This is a genomic window from Kitasatospora sp. NBC_01560 (assembly GCF_045208415.1).
In the GTDB taxonomy this organism is placed as follows: Bacteria; Actinomycetota; Actinomycetes; order Streptomycetales; family Streptomycetaceae; genus Kitasatospora.
In genome coordinates this window covers 391,232-405,707 of record NZ_CP109364.1, presented here as the reverse complement: position 1 = coordinate 405,707, position 14,476 = coordinate 391,232, and the positions used below count along the sequence as shown (strand labels likewise).

The window sequence follows — 14,476 nt, the reverse complement described above, 5'->3', positions numbered from 1 at the left end:
TTCGGTCCGGCACTGCGTGGGTCGAGTCGGAGCTATTGACCGCCCCACCCATATTCTCTACATTCTGTTGAACCTCGTTGTGGAATCCGAGTTCCGCATGATGGATCCATTCATGGGTCGGACCTGTTCGCCGCGGGTTCCGGCAGGTGGGCAGCGGCATCGCCGTCCGCCAGGGTCGTCCCAACGCCACCGCGTCCCGCCACCGGTCGTCGTTCCCGGACCCGAAACCACCCTTGGATGTGGAGGACAGCAATGGGACGTCGGACGCCGCTCATGGAGCCCGCAACGCCGCCGCACCCCGTGGACGAACTGCTGCCGCCCGGCCGAATGGCCGTGGTCGCGCTCCAGCACGTCGCCAGCATGTACGCCGGCGTGGCCGCGCCGCCACTGATCATCGGTGCTGCGGTCGGCCTCACCGCCGCCCAGCTCACCACCCTGTTGGCCGCCAGCCTCTTCATCGCCGGGATCGCGACCCTGCTCCAGACGCTGGGCTTCTGGAGGATCGGCTCGCGGCTGCCGTTCGTCAACGGCGTCTCGTTCGCGACGGTCTCGCCCGTCCTGGCGGTGGTGGCGGCAAAGAAGGACGCCGCCCTGCCGCTGATCTTCGGCTCCACCATCGTGGCCGGGCTGTTCTGCTTCCTGATGGCGCCCGTCTTCTGCCGCCTGGTCAGATTCTTCCCACCGGTGGTCAGCGGCACGGTGATCACTCTGATCGGCATCTCTCTGCTGCCGGTGGCCGGGAACTGGGCCCAGGGCGGCAACGCCCGGGCGGCGGAGTACGGTTCGCCCGCCAGTCTCGGGCTGGCGGGGCTGACCCTGCTCGCGGTGCTGCTCTTCAACCGGTTCCTGCGCGGGTTCCTGCAGCGGATCTCGATCCTGCTCGGACTGCTGGTCGGCACCCTGGCGGCGGTCCCGCTCGGCAAGGTCGACCTGCACGCGCTCGCCAGCCTCCCCCTGTTCGAGCTGCCGCGGCCGTTCGCCTTCGGCGCGCCGCAGTTCGAGGTGGCCGCGATCATCTCGATGCTGGTCGTGATGGTGGTCTCGATGACCGAGTCCACCGCCGACATGATCGCGCTCGGTGAGGTGGCCGAGCGGCCGGCCGACGACCGCACGATCGCGGGCGGCCTGCGGGCGGACGGGCTGGCCACGGCCTTCGGCGGAGTGTTCAACGGCTTCATCTGCTCGGCCTTCGCGCAGAACATCGGGCTGGTGGCGCTGACCCGGATCCGCAGCCGGTTCGTGGTCGCCCTCGCGGGAGTCTTCCTCATCGTGATGGGCCTGGTGCCGGTGGTCGGCGCGCTGGTCTCGCTGGTGCCCCAACCCGTCCTCGGTGGGGCGGGCGTGGTGCTCTTCGGGTCGGTGGCGGTGGCCGGTATCCGCACGCTCGGCAAGGCCGATCTGGGCACCGGATCGAACGCGATCATCGTGGCGGTCAGCCTCGCGTTCGGGCTCTTCCCGATCGCGTTCCCGGACTTCTACCACGCCTTCCCGGAGCAGGTCGCGACCGTGCTGCAGTCGGGCATCTCGGTCGGCTGCCTCCTGGCGATCACGCTGAACCTGCTCTTCAACCACCTCGGGCGCGGCGCGGCCGTCCCGTCCGGATCCGCAGCGCCGGCGCAGCTCGCCGCCACCGCCCGGGTGGACGAGCCGGCGTGACCCCGCCCGATGGGCCCGGCCGGGCTGCTGCCGGCCGGGCCCACCGGCCGGGCCGGCAGCGACTCATTGCTTCGGCACCTGCTCCTCGGTCCGGTCGGCCGTTGCCTCCCCCGGCTCCCCGGATGCCGGTGCCGGTGCCGGTACCGCTCGCCCGGGAGACCGGGTCCGTCCGGCACCTGCCGCTCGCCCTCCGAGCGCGAGCATCGCCCCGGTGACCTCGTCGACCGCCGCGCCGGGGATCGCGGTGGCGGCTTCGTCGAGGACGAGCAGCCGTGCGCCGGGGATCTCGCGCGCGATCGCCTCGCCGTTGCCGACCGGGAAGAACAGGTTGCGGCGGCCGTGCACGACGAGTGCGGGGATCCCGAGCCCGGGCAGGCGCTCGCGCCAGCGGGGTGTGCAGTCCAGCACGGCGAACACGGTGCCCAGTTGGTTGGCCGTCTGGACCGGGGGTGCGGTGCCGGGGGTGCGGTCCCAGATGCGTTCGGCGGTGCTGCGTGCGGCGGCGGGGTCGTCGCCGAGGATCTCCGCGCCGGCGGCGGCGAACTCCGCGACCGCCGCGCGGTCGGTCCAGTCGGGCGCCGGACGGGCGAACAGCCGGGCCATCGTCGCCCGGTCGTGGTCGGGGAGGTCGCCGTCGGGCGGGCCGGGGGCGACCGGGCGGGTGCCGACCAGGGTGAGCGCGCAGAACGCGCCCGGATGGTCGAGTGCGGCCACCTGGGCGACCATCCCGCCGACCCCGATCCCGCCCAGGTGCGCGGGAGTCCCGCCGAGGGCGTCGGCGAGGGCCGCGGCGTCGGCGGCGAGGTCGCGCAGGGTGTAGGCGGGTGCCTGCGGATTCGTCGTCGTGGACGCGCCGCTGTCGCGCAGGTCGTAGCGCACCACCCGGCGCCCGCCGGCGGCGAGGCGCACGCAGAGCGCGTCGGGCCAGGAGAGCAGGGTGGGCCCGCCGGCGAGCAGGACGAGCGGTGCGTCCTGGTCACCGAACGACTCGATGCCCAGGGTGACTCCGTTGGCGTGGACGGTGGTCATCGGATCACCGGGAGCCGTCGCGCCCGAGACCGCGGTCGGGCGCGCTCATGTCGCCCGTCGCGGGCGTGCCGTCGGCGAGCCCGTAGCGCAGGTGGACGGTGCCCTCCGGACCGGCCACCGGCGGGTCGAGGAGCGTGAGGTTCGTGGGCACCGCGCCGCCGTCGAACACCTTCTTCCCGACGCCGAGCACGATCGGGTGGACCCAGAGGTCGAGGCGGTCGAAGAGCTTCTCGCGCAGCAGCGTCTGCACGAGGTCCAGGCTCCCGACGACCTTCACGTGCTCGTGCCGGTCACGGATCTCGCGCACCGCGGCGGCGAGGTCCGGACCGAGCCGGGTGGATCCGGCCCACGGGAGGTCGGGCGTGCCGCGGGAGGCCACGTACTTCGGGACGCGGTTGAAGAGCTCGGCGATCGTGTCGTCGTCCTTCTGGTGCGGCCAGTACGCGGCGAAGATGTCGTACGTCCGCCGGCCGAGCAGGAGGGCGTCCGTGCCCTCGTACGCGGCGAGGATCTGCGCCCTGGTGGCCTCGCTCAGCAGGGGCGCCTGCCAGCCGCCGTACGGGAACCCCACCGGGTCCTCGTCGGGGCCGCCGGGCGCCTGCCCGACGAGGTCGAGGGTCGCGAACAGTTCGATGTGGATGAGGCCCATGTCGTCACTCCCGATGAGATTGGTCGTTCCGGTCGAGATGTAGACCTTCCGGAGTCGGAAAACTCATCGGCGCGCCGGTGCCCGGTTTCGTTACCCGCCGAACGCCTCGCCCGGCACACCGCCGCCCGCACAGGTGCGGGGGAGCGGGGACGGTCACGGCCCGGCCGGCGGACGGGGAGCCTTCGCGGGTCGGATACATCGCCGCCATCCGAAATTCACAGGCCGGGGTCTACTCGCATAGACATCGTCGGGCCATCCTGGTGCCGCACCGTTCTTCCTCGTCGGCCCCCCGAATCCACCCCGCCACACCTGCCCGCCCGGCAGGAACCACCCCCGCCCCGGACCGGTCTGCCCCTGCTCCTGCTCCTGCTCCTGCCCCTGCTCCTGCCCGTGCCCTCTGCGCATGCGATCAGGGCCCGGGGGATCGGCGGTTGCCGCTTGCGGGGCCCGCGCGTCCGAGGGCCGCCGTACCACCGCACTGCCGTACCACCGCACTGCCGCACGGTACTTCGCACGACCCCCCGTCCGTTCGGCCCTGCCGCCGCGGTGCTCGACCGCCTCACCCGGCGGGTCGGGGCCGGGCGCGTCCGGCCGGTACGGACGGGGGCGCCCCAGTCCGAGGTCCACCGCCCTCACCGGGAGAGCAGATGAAGCCCCGCACCGCAGTCACCGTCGTCGCCCTGGCCATGGCCGGGCTCGCCGTCTCGGCGCCCACGGCCGACGCCAGTGGTACCAAGCTGTCGCAGTCGACGGCCGCCGCCCGGTTCTCGGGCGCCGGCATCACCTGGAGTTCCAGCGGCGGCTGCACCACCCGCTCCAACTCCACCTGCACGTCGTTCGAGCAGATCAACTCCGGCACGGTGAGTACGATCATCACCCTCAAGCAGTCCAGCGGCTGCGCCGTCAACATCACGGGCGGTACCGAGGTGGGCCACGCCTCGGGGACGTACAGCCACTACAACGGCTACAAGGTCGACATCTCCCGCAGCTCCTGCATCGACGGCTACATCCAGAACAGCTTCACCTACATCGGCTACCGGGGCGACGGCTACCCGCAGTGGAAGGCCGCCTCGGGCAACCTGTACTGCAACGAGGGCAGCCACTGGGACATCCTGGTCTACTGACACCGGCCTCCGGGCGTCGTCGCTCGACCGGGCCGGAAGGTCGGCCCCCCGGCCGGTGGGCACCCGGTTCAGGGGGCCCGGCGGCCGAGGGCCCACAGCGACAGCCCGGTCGAGACGGCCAGCAGGACGAGTGCGAAGCCGCCGTGCGTGGCGAACCAGACCGACCAGTAGTCGACGCCCACCCCCGTCAGCAGCGGCCGGACCCACCACAGCAGCACCGTGGACACGGCGGCGACGACGGTCTGGGCCACCGGATGCCGGGCGAGCTCGTGCAGGGCCCGTGGACCGGCCAGGGCGCCGAACAGGGCCGGGAAGCCGGGGAGGAAGCCGAAGAACCCGAGCAGGGTGACGTGCACGCCGCCCCCTGTCCAGGCGGAGCTCCCGTAGGCGGAGAGGTCCACCTGGTAGCGGACCAGGGCGCCCAGCTCGGGCGCCCGGGGCGGCCAGAGGGCCTGCAGCCGGTCTCCCTCCTGCGGCTCGTCACGGGTGGTCGCCCCGGTGGCGGTGGCCCGGCCGTCGGGGAGGTTCAGTACGAGGTCGGCCTCGTAGTGCGTGACGGTGCCGTCGGCACTCCCGGGGGTCGACGTGCGTCACCTGGGCGACCGTCACGACGGCCACCACGGCGCCGGCCGCCTTCAGTTCACGGATCGCCTCACCCCCGTCCACCTCCCGCAGCGCCCCCGGAAGCGCGGCCGCGAGCGGAAGCAGGCACCAGACGGCCGCTTGCCGGACGTACACCGCGGACGCCGCCACCACGCCCGTGGGCGTAGCCGGTCGTGCCGGCGAGGGAGCGGTGCCCTTGGCCAACCGCACCCCGGTGGTCCGGGCCCGGACCCGCCGGCGTGCGGCCCGGCCCGCCCAGAGGGTGGCTGCCCGCACCCGGAGCAGCCCCACCCCGGTCCACCCGAGCGCGAGCAGGTCGTCGGGCGGCTGCACGGCGCCGCCGCCCAGCCGGAACGCCCGCACCAGCGCGACGGTCAGCACCGCCCACGCGCCGACCGCGCAGGCACGGACCACCCAGGTCACCGCACGCCCCACCGGAACCCCCGAGATCGACCGAGCCGGCGAAGTCCGCCACGCCGCACCCTGACACCGGCCACGAGGGCGCCACCGGCCGGGGGCGCGTCCGCCCGGTCCCGCCGGCGCACCGCGGGGGTTCCGGTACCGCCGCACGGTGCCGAGCGGCACACGGGACGTGCGGCGCGGGGAAGGCCCGGAACCCGGAACTGCCTCCGCCCACGCCGTCGCCGCGTGGCGCGGGCAGCGGCCGTACCCGCCCGGCTACAGCGGGGCGAGCCGGGCCACGGGGCGGTGGGCAGCCTCGTAGGCCCCGCCGGCGCGGACGAGCAGGGCCTCGCTCAGCGGCCGTCCGATCAGCTGCATGCCGATCGGCAGTCCGTCCCCGTCGAAGCCGACGGGGATCGACAACGCGGGCAACCCGGTCAGGTTCGCGGGGGCCGACAGCCGCACGTAGGTGTCGGAGACCGACTCCTCCGTGCCGTCGGGCCAGTGCAGCACCGTCTGGCCGGCCCGCGCGGCCGTGGAGGTGACGGTCGGACCGGCGACGAGATCGACGCCGCGGAAGAGCTCCAGCCAGGCGCCGCGCATCAGCGTCCTGGTGCGCTGGGCCCTGATGTACGCCGTCGCGGGGACGAACTCGCCGGCCTCCAGCAGGAGCCGGACGTCCGGCGTGTACAGCTCGGGCGTGCTGCGCAGCGTCTCCTCGTGGTACGCGGTGGCCTCCGGGGCCACCAGGCCCCACAGGGCCGGCAGGACGTACGGCGCCATCGGGATCTCGACCGGGACGGCGGTCGCCCCCAGTGCGGTCAACGCGTCGACGGCGGTCCGGACGGCCTGCTCGACCTCGGGGCGGACCTGGTCGAAGTAGTGGTTGACCGGGACGCCGACCCGCAGTCCGTCGAGGTCGCGGCCGAGGTCCCGGGTGTAGTCCTCGCGGGGCCGGTCGAGGCTGGCGGTGTCGCGTGGGTCGTACCCGGCGAGTGCCCCGAGGACGAGGGCCGCGTCGTGCACGGTGCGGGTGATCGGTCCTACGTGGTCGAGCGACCAGGACAGCGGGGTGACGCCGTGCCGGGGCACCAGGCCGTAGGTGGGTTTGAGGCCGACGACCCCCGTCAGGGAGGCGGGGATCCGGATGGAGCCCCCGGTGTCGGTGCCCAGGGCGAAGGTGGCGGCGCCGGCGGCGACGGCGGCCGCCGATCCGCCGCTGGAGCCGCCGGGGGTCCGTGCGGTGTCCCAGGGGTTGCGGGTCTGCGGGGTGGTGGTGCCGTAGGCGAACTCGTGGGTGTGCGTCTTGCCGACGAGAACGGCCCCGGCGGCCCGCAGCCGGACGGTGACGGCGGCGTCGTGCTCGGGGACGTGGCCGGAGCGTTGCCGGGATCCGGCGCCGGTGGGGATGCCGGCGGTGTCGACGAGGTCCTTGAGCGCCATCGGGATGCCGTGCAGCGGCCCCCGGTACCGGCCGGCCGCGATCTCCCGTTCGGCCTCGGCGGCGGCGGCCGTCGCGTGCTCGGCGGTGACCGTCGCATAGGCGGTGATCGCCGGTTCGACGGCCGCGATGCGTTCCAGTACGGAGGCGGTGAGCTCGACGGGGGAGAGCGAGCGGCTCCCGACAGCGCACGCGGCCTCGGCGAGGGTCAGTTCGTAGGGGTGGGTCACGGTGGGCTCCTAGCCCTGACTGGCGTCGAACGCCGGCGCGGGCGTGGTCTCGCCGAACCGGATGCCCCGGAGGGTGTTGACGACCTGGTGGATCGCGTTCACGGTCGCGGTGACGTCCGGGAGGCGGGAGTCGGCGAGCGGGAGCCCGGAACGGGCGGCCAGCCGGGCGACGTCGTCGGTGGTCAGGCAGGTGGACAGGTCGGTGGTCGGGTTGACGGGCGGTTCGGTGGGGGGATCGGTGGGCAGGCCGGTTCTGGTCACGTGGAACTCCTTGCTGACGCTCGATCCAGACTTTAGGGACGCCCGGCGCCTGTGACGTGACGGCGCGCGCTGCGGGCGCCTACCGGCCGACGGCTCCCGGGACGGCTCCGGGGCGTCCCCGGGCTCCTCGCGTCCCCGGGCTCCTTCCCGGGTGAGTACCCCCTCGCGAGCGCGGAGCCGGGGTCGTTGACAGTGCGACGGCGGGTGCCTAGCGTGGCGCACCCGATTACCCGCGAGTAGGGACTGTTGATGGCCGCAGCGCGCCCGTACGACCTCGTCCTGTTCGGAGCCACCGGGTTCACCGGCAGGCTCACGGCGGAGTACCTGGCCAGGGCCGCTCCCGAGGGCTGCCGCTGGGCGCTCGCCGGGAGGGACGAGGCGCGGCTCACCGCCGTCCGCGCGGGGCTGGCGGCGATCGACCCGGGCTGCGCCGACCTCCCGCTGCTGGTCGTGGACGCCGCGGACCGCGAGAGGCTGCGCGACGTGGCCGCCTCGGCGCGGGTGGTGGTGTCCACGGTCGGCCCGTACCTGCGCCACGGCGAGCCGCTGGTGGCGGCCTGCGCGCAGAGCGGCACCGACTACGTGGACCTCACCGGCGAGCCGGAGTTCGTCGACCGGATGTACCTGCGGCACCACGAACGGGCGGTGGCCACCGGCGCGCGGCTGGTGCACGCCTGCGGCTTCGATTCGGTGCCGCACGACCTGGGCGTGCTGTTCACCGTCGAGGAGTTGCTGCGCCGCGGCGGCCCGCCGGCCCGGATCTCGGTGGAGGGGTTCGTCCGCGTCGCGGGCACCGTCTCGGGCGGCACCTTCGCCTCGGCGATGACGGCCTTCTCCCGGCCGCGGGCGATGGCGCGGGCCGCCCGGGCGCGCGGCGAGGCCGAGCCCGGGCCGAAGGGGCGGACGGTCCGGACTCCGGTCGGCCGCCCGCACCGGTCGCGGGTGGCCCGGGCCTGGGCGGTGCCGATGCCCGCGATCGACCCCCAGGTGGTGTCCCGCTCGGCCGCCGCACTGGACGAGTACGGCCCGGACTTCGGGTACACGCATTACGCGGCGGTACGCCGGCTGCCGATCGCCCTCGGTGGTGTCGCCGCCGTCGCGGTGCTCGCTCTCGCTGCTCAACTGCCGCTGCTGCGCGAGGCGCTGGGGCGGCTGCGCAAGCCCGGCCACGGGCCGGGCGCGGAGCAGCGGGCGCGGTCCTGGTTCGTCGTGCGGTTCGTGGCGCGGGCGCAGGGCGGGCCGACGGTGTTCACCGAGGTGTCCGGTGGTGATCCCGGCTACGAGGAGACCGCGAAGATGCTGGCGGAGTCGGCGCTCTGCCTGGCGTACGACGACCTGCCGCCGCTGGCCGGGCAGTTGACCACCGCGGTGGCGATGGGCCGGCCGCTGATCGACCGGTTGGTCGCGGCGGGCATCTCCTTCAGGGTGCTGGACGCCCCGCCGAGGACCGCCCCCGGCCGGTAGGGGCCCACGCCTCCGCGACACACGCCCGCCGACCGGCGGCGCCGTCCCGCGGCCCGGCCGGGACGGCCGGCCGGCGTTGCACCCCTCCCGGCCGGGTGCGCCCCGCCGGTTCGGCAGTCACGGGTGGGCCGTGGGCGTGGCCGGTCGTGAGGGCGAGGGCGCCGGCACGGGCGTGGAGAGGCTGGATGCGGCGGGCCGCGCTGCCCTGCCTGGCCGGTACGGGGTCGGGTCGCGGTGTGACGGAGGTGCTCCCTGCCGGTCGGGTGGTCCGGTCGGCCGTCACGGCGTGCGCGCGGTGACAGCCAAGGGTTGGCTGGTCAGGGCGGCTGCCTGGACGCCGAACAAGGAGGAGTGATCATGGCTGTGGTGATGTCGATGCTCTGGGCCGAGGCGACGCCGGAGCAGTACGACGCCGTGCGGGACGCCGTGGACTGGGAGCAGGTCCCCGGGGCCGGGGGACAGCTGCACGTGGCCTGGTTCGACGCCGGCGGCCTGCACGTGACCGATGTGTGGGAGAGCCAGGCGGCGTTCGAGGCGTTCATGGCCGAGCGTCTCGCCCCCGCGATCGCGAGGGCCGGGATCACCGGTACCCCGAAGGTGTCCTTCGCCCCGCTCCACCGCCGGTTCGTCGCGCCCGGGACGACCGGTGCCGCATAGCCGTGCCTGACCCGGCGGCCGGGCCGCCCTCGGGTGGCGCGGCTCGGATCCGGGGCAGTACCTCGGTGGCGATCCGCCGGGCGGGCGCCGGCCGGACCGGCAGCGGGAGCGGAAGCCTGGAGTTCCCTGCACGGGCCGATGTCCTCGCCCTCTCGTGGGGCGAGGCCGTCGGCGGTGGCGAGGGTCAGTTGCAAGCGCACCCGGCTGCTGAGGTGGCGGCTTCGGAGACCGGCGCGTCGTTGGTGCAGCAGGGGTGGCCTCCGTCGATGGCGTTCCTGCCGAGCCGGTCCGCGTCGGCCTTGACGACATAGACCTCCCAGGGCTCCTTGCCGGGGCCGTGGACCCAGACCTTGTCCTGGAGTGCGTAGCAGCAGGAGGTGTCGTTGTCCTCGAAGGTGGCCAGCCCGGCGTCCTTGAGGCGGGTGGTGGCAGCGGTGACCTGTTCGGTGCTCCCGACCTCGACGCCGAGGTGGTCGAGGCGGGTGCTCTCGCCGGCCGCGCCCTCGATGAGGACGAGCTTGAGCGGGGTCGGTGAGGGCGAAGTTCGCGTAGCCGGGCCGGCGCTTGGCGGGCTCGGTGTCGAAGAGCTTGGTGTAGAAGGCGATGGAGCCTTCGAGGTCGGCGACGCGCAGGGCGAGCTGAACGCGGGACATGGCGGTTTCTCCGGTCCGAGGTCCTGTTTCGACAGTTGTCGATATGGGCGACGTTGCCACTTGAATAGATGACTGTCAACATAGACGTATGTCGAATCCGGAACTGCAGATGCTCGACCAGGACGACGCGGCCGCGTGCTGCTCGCCAATGGTCCGCGAGCCCTTGGGCGAAGAGGCCGCCGTCGACCTGGCGAAGATGTTCAAGGCCCTGTCCGACCCGGTCCGGCTGCGGCTGCTGTCGCTGATCGCCTCGTACGAGGGCGGCGAGGCCTGTGTCTGCGATCTGACCGGCCCGTTCGACGTGTCCCAGCCGACGATCTCCCACCACCTCAAGGTGCTGCGCGAGGCCGGGCTGGTCGGGTCCGAGCGCCGGGGCACCTGGGTCTACTACTGGGTGCTGCCCGCCGCGCTGGACAAGCTCTCCGCCCTGCTCCGGGCCCCCGTCGGGGAGTCCGGATGACCGGGACGGCGCCGCTCGGCCGGAGGGCGGCCGTCGAGTTCGTCGGGACCGGCGCGCTGGTCGCCGTCGTGGTCGGCTCCGGCATCCAGGCCACCGAACTCTCCCCGGACGTCGGAGTCCAGCTGCTGGCCAACTCGCTCGCGACCGTGTTCGGTCTCGGCGTGCTGATCCTGCTGCTCGGTCCGGTCTCCGGCGCCCACTTCAACCCGGCCGTGACCCTCGCCGCCTGGTGGAGTGGCCGCCACGGGGACGGGCCGGGACTGCGGGAGGTCGCGGCCTATGTCCCGGCCCAGGTCGGCGGGGCGATCGGCGGGGCGGTGCTGGCGGACGCGATGTTCGCCGAGCCGCTCGTGGCCTGGTCGACGCATGACCGCTGGGCCCCGCATCTGTGGCTCGGTGAGGTCGTCGCGACCGTCGGCCTGATCCTGCTGATCTTCGGTCTGGCCCGGGTCGGACGCGCGCACTTCGCCCCGGTCGCGGTCGCCTCCTACATCGGCGCCGCGTACTGGTTCACGTCCTCGACGAGCTTCGCCAACCCCGCGGTGACGATCGGCCGCGCGTTCACCGACACCTTCGCCGGCATCGCCCCTGCCTCGGTGTTGCCGTTCATTGCCGCCCAGCTCGTCGGCCTGGTCGTCGGCATCGCGCTGGTCGTGGTGCTGTTCGGCCGCCCGACGCCCGCCGCCGAGGACGTCGTCGTCCTGCACGGCGACCACCACCCGGCCGCGGCCGCCCGCTGACTCCTGCTCCCTCCTGTCCGCCCCGAAGATCAAGGACCCGCCCTCGTGAGCACTCCCGCTGTCCCGTCCGTGCTGTTCGTCTGTGTGCACAACGCGGGCCGGTCCCAGATGGCCGCCGCTTTCCTCACCCGCCTCGGCGGCGACCAGGTGCAGGTCCGTTCCGCCGGCTCGGCCCCGGCCGGGGCCGTGAACCCGGCGGTGGTCGAAGCCCTGCGCGAGGTCGGGATCGACATCTCCGCCGAGATCCCGAAGGTCCTGACCGTCGAGGCGGTCCAGGCCTCCGACGTGGTGATCACCATGGGCTGCGGCGACGCCTGCCCGTTCTTCCCCGGCAAGCAGTACTTGGACTGGACGCTGGAGGACCCGGCCGGTCAGGGCGTCGAGGACGTGCGCCCGATCCGTGACCGGATCGAGCAGCGGATCCGCGGCCTGCTCGCCGACCTCGGCATCCCGGCCCGGGCATGACCGCGGGTGAGCGGGGGTTGTGCCGACCGTGCGCCATCCCTTGCGTGAGCAGGTCCTCGCGTACTTCTTGGGCTGTGCGCCCGTCGCTGTGGCCGGTCCTGCCGCTCCCCGCCGGGCCACCTGGACCGTCGGGAAGCGCAACGCCGAGCTACTCAGGCCGCCGCCCCCGCGGGGGAGTCGCCCGGTGATTCGTGCGCCGGGTCGAACCGGTTGTCCGCGCTCAGGACGTCGCCGGTCAGGGGTGATCCGGCTGCGCGTCGGAGCGCGCCGACCGCGGGGTCGGAGATGGAGACGGTGAGCCGGTAGGGCGGGTCGCCGATGATGGTGTTCGACGAGTCGCTCGGTGCCACGAGCATCCGTTGGAGGGCGAAGCCGTCGTATCCCGGGCACAGCGCCTGTGCGGGGAGCGCGACCACTGCCGACCCGCCGCCGTCCGGTGTGACGCGGATCCTGCCTTCCGGGGACCGGTCGCCGTCGTCGGAGAGCGTGACCGGCAGGCCGTACGCGCCGCCGACGATCCCTTCCGGCCCCTCGATCTCCACGGCCACGCCCTCCGGGCCGAGCGGGTCCGACAGTTCGAGTACTCGCGGCGTGCCGGGGCCCAGCAGCAGGCCGATGGTGAACTCTCCCTGGTCGTGAGCCCCGTTTCGCCCGAAGCCGTAGGAGCCGAGGACCAGCTGCGGGCCCGGTGTGCGGCGACCGTGCTGTCCGCCCCGGCCGCTGGGCTCGGGGGCGGGTGTGGCGGGCGGTGTGAAGCGGTGGAAGTTCTTGGCGCCGCACCGGCTTCCGATGAACGTGCCGCCGCCCGGCAGTGCCGCGTCCGCCGTCGGCCTCGGCGGGGTCGTGGGCAGGGCCGGGGCCGGAGGCCAGGCCGGGCGGGCGGGCCTGGCCGCAGCCGTCGGCCCGGGGGGCTCGGACCGGCTCGGGTCGAGCCACGGATTCCGGTAGGTGGCCAAGCCGCCGACCGCGGCCACGAGCACTACCCACGGGATGAGATTCCGCGTCTTTTCGTTCATGTACGCCCTCCCAGACAGCGGGTCACATGATCGGATTCCCGCGGTCCGATCAGTCGCCCGAAGCCGTTGGACCCTGCTCCGCACGACCGCCCGAGCCACTGCCCTCGTCTCCCTCTCGTCGTGATCGACAGCATCGTCGGGCAGGCCCGCGGCCACCTCCCCCGACGGGGGGAGGGTGATCTCCCTGTCGTCCGGGATGCGCGGGCGAACGCGCGGTGGCGATCATCGTCACCAGGCCGGCCCGGCGGGAGAGCGCCGGAGGCCGGCAGGTCGGGGCCAGGCCCCGTCACGCACCGGTCCAGCGACAGGAGACGCTCCGTGAACTCGTCCGCCCAGCACCGCCCCCGCTCGCCGCGCCGCCGGTCCGAGGCCGTCGCCGTGGCCCTCGTACTGGCCGGCAGCGTCCTCGCCGGCGCGCTCGCCTCGCCGGCCGCCGCCGCCCCGGCGACGCGCACCGCCCCGGCGACGCGCACCGGGCCGGATCTCCTGCAGCAGCGCCTCGACGAACTCGTGGGCTCGGCCGGTGTGCCCGGTGCGCTGGCCGCCGAACGGGACCGGTACGGACGCACCCGGACCTACACTGCCGGAGTCGGTGACCTGGCCACCGGCTCGAAGGTGCCCGACGACGGTCGGGTGCGCATCGGCAGCAACACCAAGGCCTTCACCGCCGTGGTCGTGCTGCAACTGGTCGGCGAGCACCGGCTCGCCCTCGACGACACGATCGGCGAGTACCTGCACGGCCTCGCCTTCAGCGACGGGACGGACGCGGGTGCCATCACGGTCGGCCAGCTCCTGCAGCAGACCAGCGGGCTGCCCAACTACTCGAACTACCTCGGCGACGACGTCCGCACCTACCGGCCCCGTGAACTCGTCGACCTGGCCCTCCAGCACAAGGAGGACTTCCGTCCCGGAGGGTGGGGGTACAGCAACACCAACTACGTGCTGGCCGGCCTGATCGTGGAGGAAGTCACCGGCCGTTCCATCGCCGCCGAGATCGACCGGCGCATCATCAAGCCCCTCGGGCTGCGCCACACCTACTTCCCGGCGCCCGGCGATGCGACCATCCGCGGGCCCCACCCGCACGGCTACATCCAGGAGTCGCCGGCCGCGCCGCTGACCGACGTCACCGAGACCGACCCCTCCTGGGCCTGGGCAGCAGGCCAGTTGGTCTCCACCAACTCCGACCTCAACACGTTCTACACCGCCCTGCTGAAGGGCGGGCTGCTCAGGAAGGCCCAGCTGGACGAGATGCGCACCACTGTCGCCACCACCGGCGACACCTTCCCGGCCGGAGCCCGTTACGGACTGGGCCTGGTGAGCACCCCGCTCTCGTGCGGCGGTGTCCGCTGGGGCCACGGCGGCAGCTACCCGGGCTACGAGACCCGCGGGGGAGTCACCGAGGACGGCCGGGCCGTCGACATCGCGGTGACCGTTCAGCCGAACGACGGGGCGGCGATGAAGAAGGTCGAGGCCGCCGTGGACGCGGCCTTGTGCCGGTAGGCCCCCGCCCGCAGCAGGTCGCGCGACCGCCTGGTGGTCCAGCAGCGTCGCCTCTGCTCCACTTTCCCCTGGTCATGATCGCCGGTGTCACCGCACCTGCGCCCGGGCAGCCCACCGCCGGCCTCC

At 73.7% G+C, this 14,476-nt stretch carries 15 protein-coding genes and 1 pseudogene; 8 read left to right on the top strand and 8 right to left on the bottom strand.

The window, feature by feature from the left end:
• Positions 1-252: 252 nt before the first annotated feature.
• The gene (locus OH807_RS01620; protein ID WP_406192817.1) at positions 253-1,656 is read left to right on the top strand and encodes a nucleobase:cation symporter-2 family protein; all 1,404 of its coding nucleotides are present in this window, start codon (positions 253-255) and stop codon (positions 1,654-1,656) included.
• Positions 1,657-1,719: 63 nt separating this feature from the next.
• On the opposite strand, the gene OH807_RS01615 is transcribed toward OH807_RS01620, so the two are convergent.
• Positions 1,720-2,685, bottom strand: a complete 966-nt coding sequence (locus tag OH807_RS01615) for an alpha/beta fold hydrolase (RefSeq protein WP_406192814.1) — start codon at positions 2,683-2,685, stop codon at positions 1,720-1,722.
• A 4-nt stretch (positions 2,686-2,689) separates the two neighbouring features.
• The gene (locus OH807_RS01610) at positions 2,690-3,334 is read right to left on the bottom strand and encodes a dihydrofolate reductase family protein (RefSeq protein WP_406192811.1); all 645 of its coding nucleotides are present in this window, start codon (positions 3,332-3,334) and stop codon (positions 2,690-2,692) included.
• Between the two features lie 647 nt (positions 3,335-3,981).
• On the opposite strand from OH807_RS01610, the gene OH807_RS01605 reads away from it, so the two are divergent.
• Positions 3,982-4,458 (top strand): hypothetical protein, encoded by a 477-nt coding sequence (locus OH807_RS01605; protein ID WP_406192808.1) that lies wholly within the window; start codon positions 3,982-3,984, stop codon positions 4,456-4,458.
• A 68-nt stretch (positions 4,459-4,526) separates the two neighbouring features.
• Here the strand turns inward: OH807_RS01605 and OH807_RS01600 are convergent, their stop codons facing one another.
• The 4 genes from OH807_RS01600 to OH807_RS01585 all read right to left on the bottom strand — a co-directional run bounded on the left by OH807_RS01600 (position 4,527) and on the right by OH807_RS01585 (position 7,395).
• Positions 4,527-4,859, bottom strand: a complete 333-nt coding sequence (locus tag OH807_RS01600; protein ID WP_406192804.1) for a hypothetical protein — start codon at positions 4,857-4,859, stop codon at positions 4,527-4,529.
• A gap of 79 nt (positions 4,860-4,938) precedes the next feature.
• A complete protein-coding gene (locus tag OH807_RS01595; protein ID WP_406192801.1) occupies positions 4,939-5,484 on the bottom strand; it encodes a hypothetical protein in 546 nt (181 codons plus the stop codon).
• A 255-nt stretch (positions 5,485-5,739) separates the two neighbouring features.
• Complete coding sequence (locus OH807_RS01590) at positions 5,740-7,134, bottom strand: amidase (protein WP_406192798.1); 1,395 nt, start codon at positions 7,132-7,134, stop codon at positions 5,740-5,742.
• Positions 7,135-7,143: 9 nt separating this feature from the next.
• Complete coding sequence (locus OH807_RS01585; RefSeq protein WP_406192795.1) at positions 7,144-7,395, bottom strand: hypothetical protein; 252 nt, start codon at positions 7,393-7,395, stop codon at positions 7,144-7,146.
• A 249-nt stretch (positions 7,396-7,644) separates the two neighbouring features.
• Here OH807_RS01585 and OH807_RS01580 point away from each other — a divergent pair, with 249 nt between their 5' ends.
• Positions 7,645-8,859: a saccharopine dehydrogenase family protein gene (locus tag OH807_RS01580; RefSeq protein ID WP_406192792.1), complete on the top strand. Its 1,215-nt coding sequence runs from the start codon at positions 7,645-7,647 to the stop codon at positions 8,857-8,859.
• Positions 8,860-9,216: 357 nt separating this feature from the next.
• Positions 9,217-9,516 (top strand): hypothetical protein, encoded by a 300-nt coding sequence (locus tag OH807_RS01575; protein WP_406192789.1) that lies wholly within the window; start codon positions 9,217-9,219, stop codon positions 9,514-9,516.
• Between the two features lie 184 nt (positions 9,517-9,700).
• Here the strand turns inward: OH807_RS01575 and OH807_RS01570 are convergent.
• Positions 9,701-10,169 (bottom strand): annotated as a pseudogene (locus OH807_RS01570) (ArsI/CadI family heavy metal resistance metalloenzyme).
• 88 nt (positions 10,170-10,257) lie between these two features.
• Between OH807_RS01570 and OH807_RS01565 the strand changes: the two are divergent.
• Genes OH807_RS01565 through OH807_RS01555 form a run of 3 tightly spaced genes read left to right on the top strand, consistent with a single transcriptional unit; the run spans position 10,258 to position 11,834 of the window.
• The gene (locus tag OH807_RS01565; RefSeq protein WP_406192786.1) at positions 10,258-10,629 is read left to right on the top strand and encodes an ArsR/SmtB family transcription factor; all 372 of its coding nucleotides are present in this window, start codon (positions 10,258-10,260) and stop codon (positions 10,627-10,629) included.
• Positions 10,626-11,369 (top strand): aquaporin, encoded by a 744-nt coding sequence (locus OH807_RS01560; RefSeq protein ID WP_406192783.1) that lies wholly within the window; start codon positions 10,626-10,628, stop codon positions 11,367-11,369. Before OH807_RS01565 ends, OH807_RS01560 begins: the two co-directional genes overlap by 4 nt.
• A gap of 45 nt (positions 11,370-11,414) precedes the next feature.
• Complete coding sequence (locus OH807_RS01555; RefSeq protein ID WP_406192780.1) at positions 11,415-11,834, top strand: arsenate reductase ArsC; 420 nt, start codon at positions 11,415-11,417, stop codon at positions 11,832-11,834.
• Positions 11,835-11,986: 152 nt separating this feature from the next.
• Here OH807_RS01555 and OH807_RS01550 read toward each other — a convergent pair whose 3' ends face one another.
• On the bottom strand, positions 11,987-12,850 hold the full coding sequence (locus OH807_RS01550; RefSeq protein ID WP_406192777.1) for a hypothetical protein: 864 nt from the start codon (positions 12,848-12,850) through the stop codon (positions 11,987-11,989).
• Positions 12,851-13,168: 318 nt separating this feature from the next.
• On the opposite strand from OH807_RS01550, the gene OH807_RS01545 reads away from it, so the two are divergent.
• On the top strand, positions 13,169-14,350 hold the full coding sequence (locus OH807_RS01545) for a serine hydrolase domain-containing protein (RefSeq protein WP_406192774.1): 1,182 nt from the start codon (positions 13,169-13,171) through the stop codon (positions 14,348-14,350).
• Positions 14,351-14,476 lie beyond the last annotated feature (126 nt).

Bases quoted from the DNA above. Each gene is read 5' to 3' on its own strand.
- OH807_RS01620 (WP_406192817.1), top strand. From the start codon at position 253: ATGGGACGTCGGACGCCGCTCATGGAGCCCGCAACGCCGCCGCACCCC.
- OH807_RS01615 (WP_406192814.1), bottom strand. From the start codon at position 2,685: ATGACCACCGTCCACGCCAACGGAGTCACCCTGGGCATCGAGTCGTTC.
- OH807_RS01610 (WP_406192811.1), bottom strand. From the start codon at position 3,334: ATGGGCCTCATCCACATCGAACTGTTCGCGACCCTCGACCTCGTCGGG.
- OH807_RS01605 (WP_406192808.1), top strand. From the start codon at position 3,982: ATGAAGCCCCGCACCGCAGTCACCGTCGTCGCCCTGGCCATGGCCGGG.
- OH807_RS01580 (WP_406192792.1), top strand. From the start codon at position 7,645: ATGGCCGCAGCGCGCCCGTACGACCTCGTCCTGTTCGGAGCCACCGGG.
- OH807_RS01575 (WP_406192789.1), top strand. From the start codon at position 9,217: ATGGCTGTGGTGATGTCGATGCTCTGGGCCGAGGCGACGCCGGAGCAG.
- OH807_RS01565 (WP_406192786.1), top strand. From the start codon at position 10,258: ATGTCGAATCCGGAACTGCAGATGCTCGACCAGGACGACGCGGCCGCG.
- OH807_RS01560 (WP_406192783.1), top strand. From the start codon at position 10,626: ATGACCGGGACGGCGCCGCTCGGCCGGAGGGCGGCCGTCGAGTTCGTC.
- OH807_RS01550 (WP_406192777.1), bottom strand. From the start codon at position 12,850: ATGAACGAAAAGACGCGGAATCTCATCCCGTGGGTAGTGCTCGTGGCC.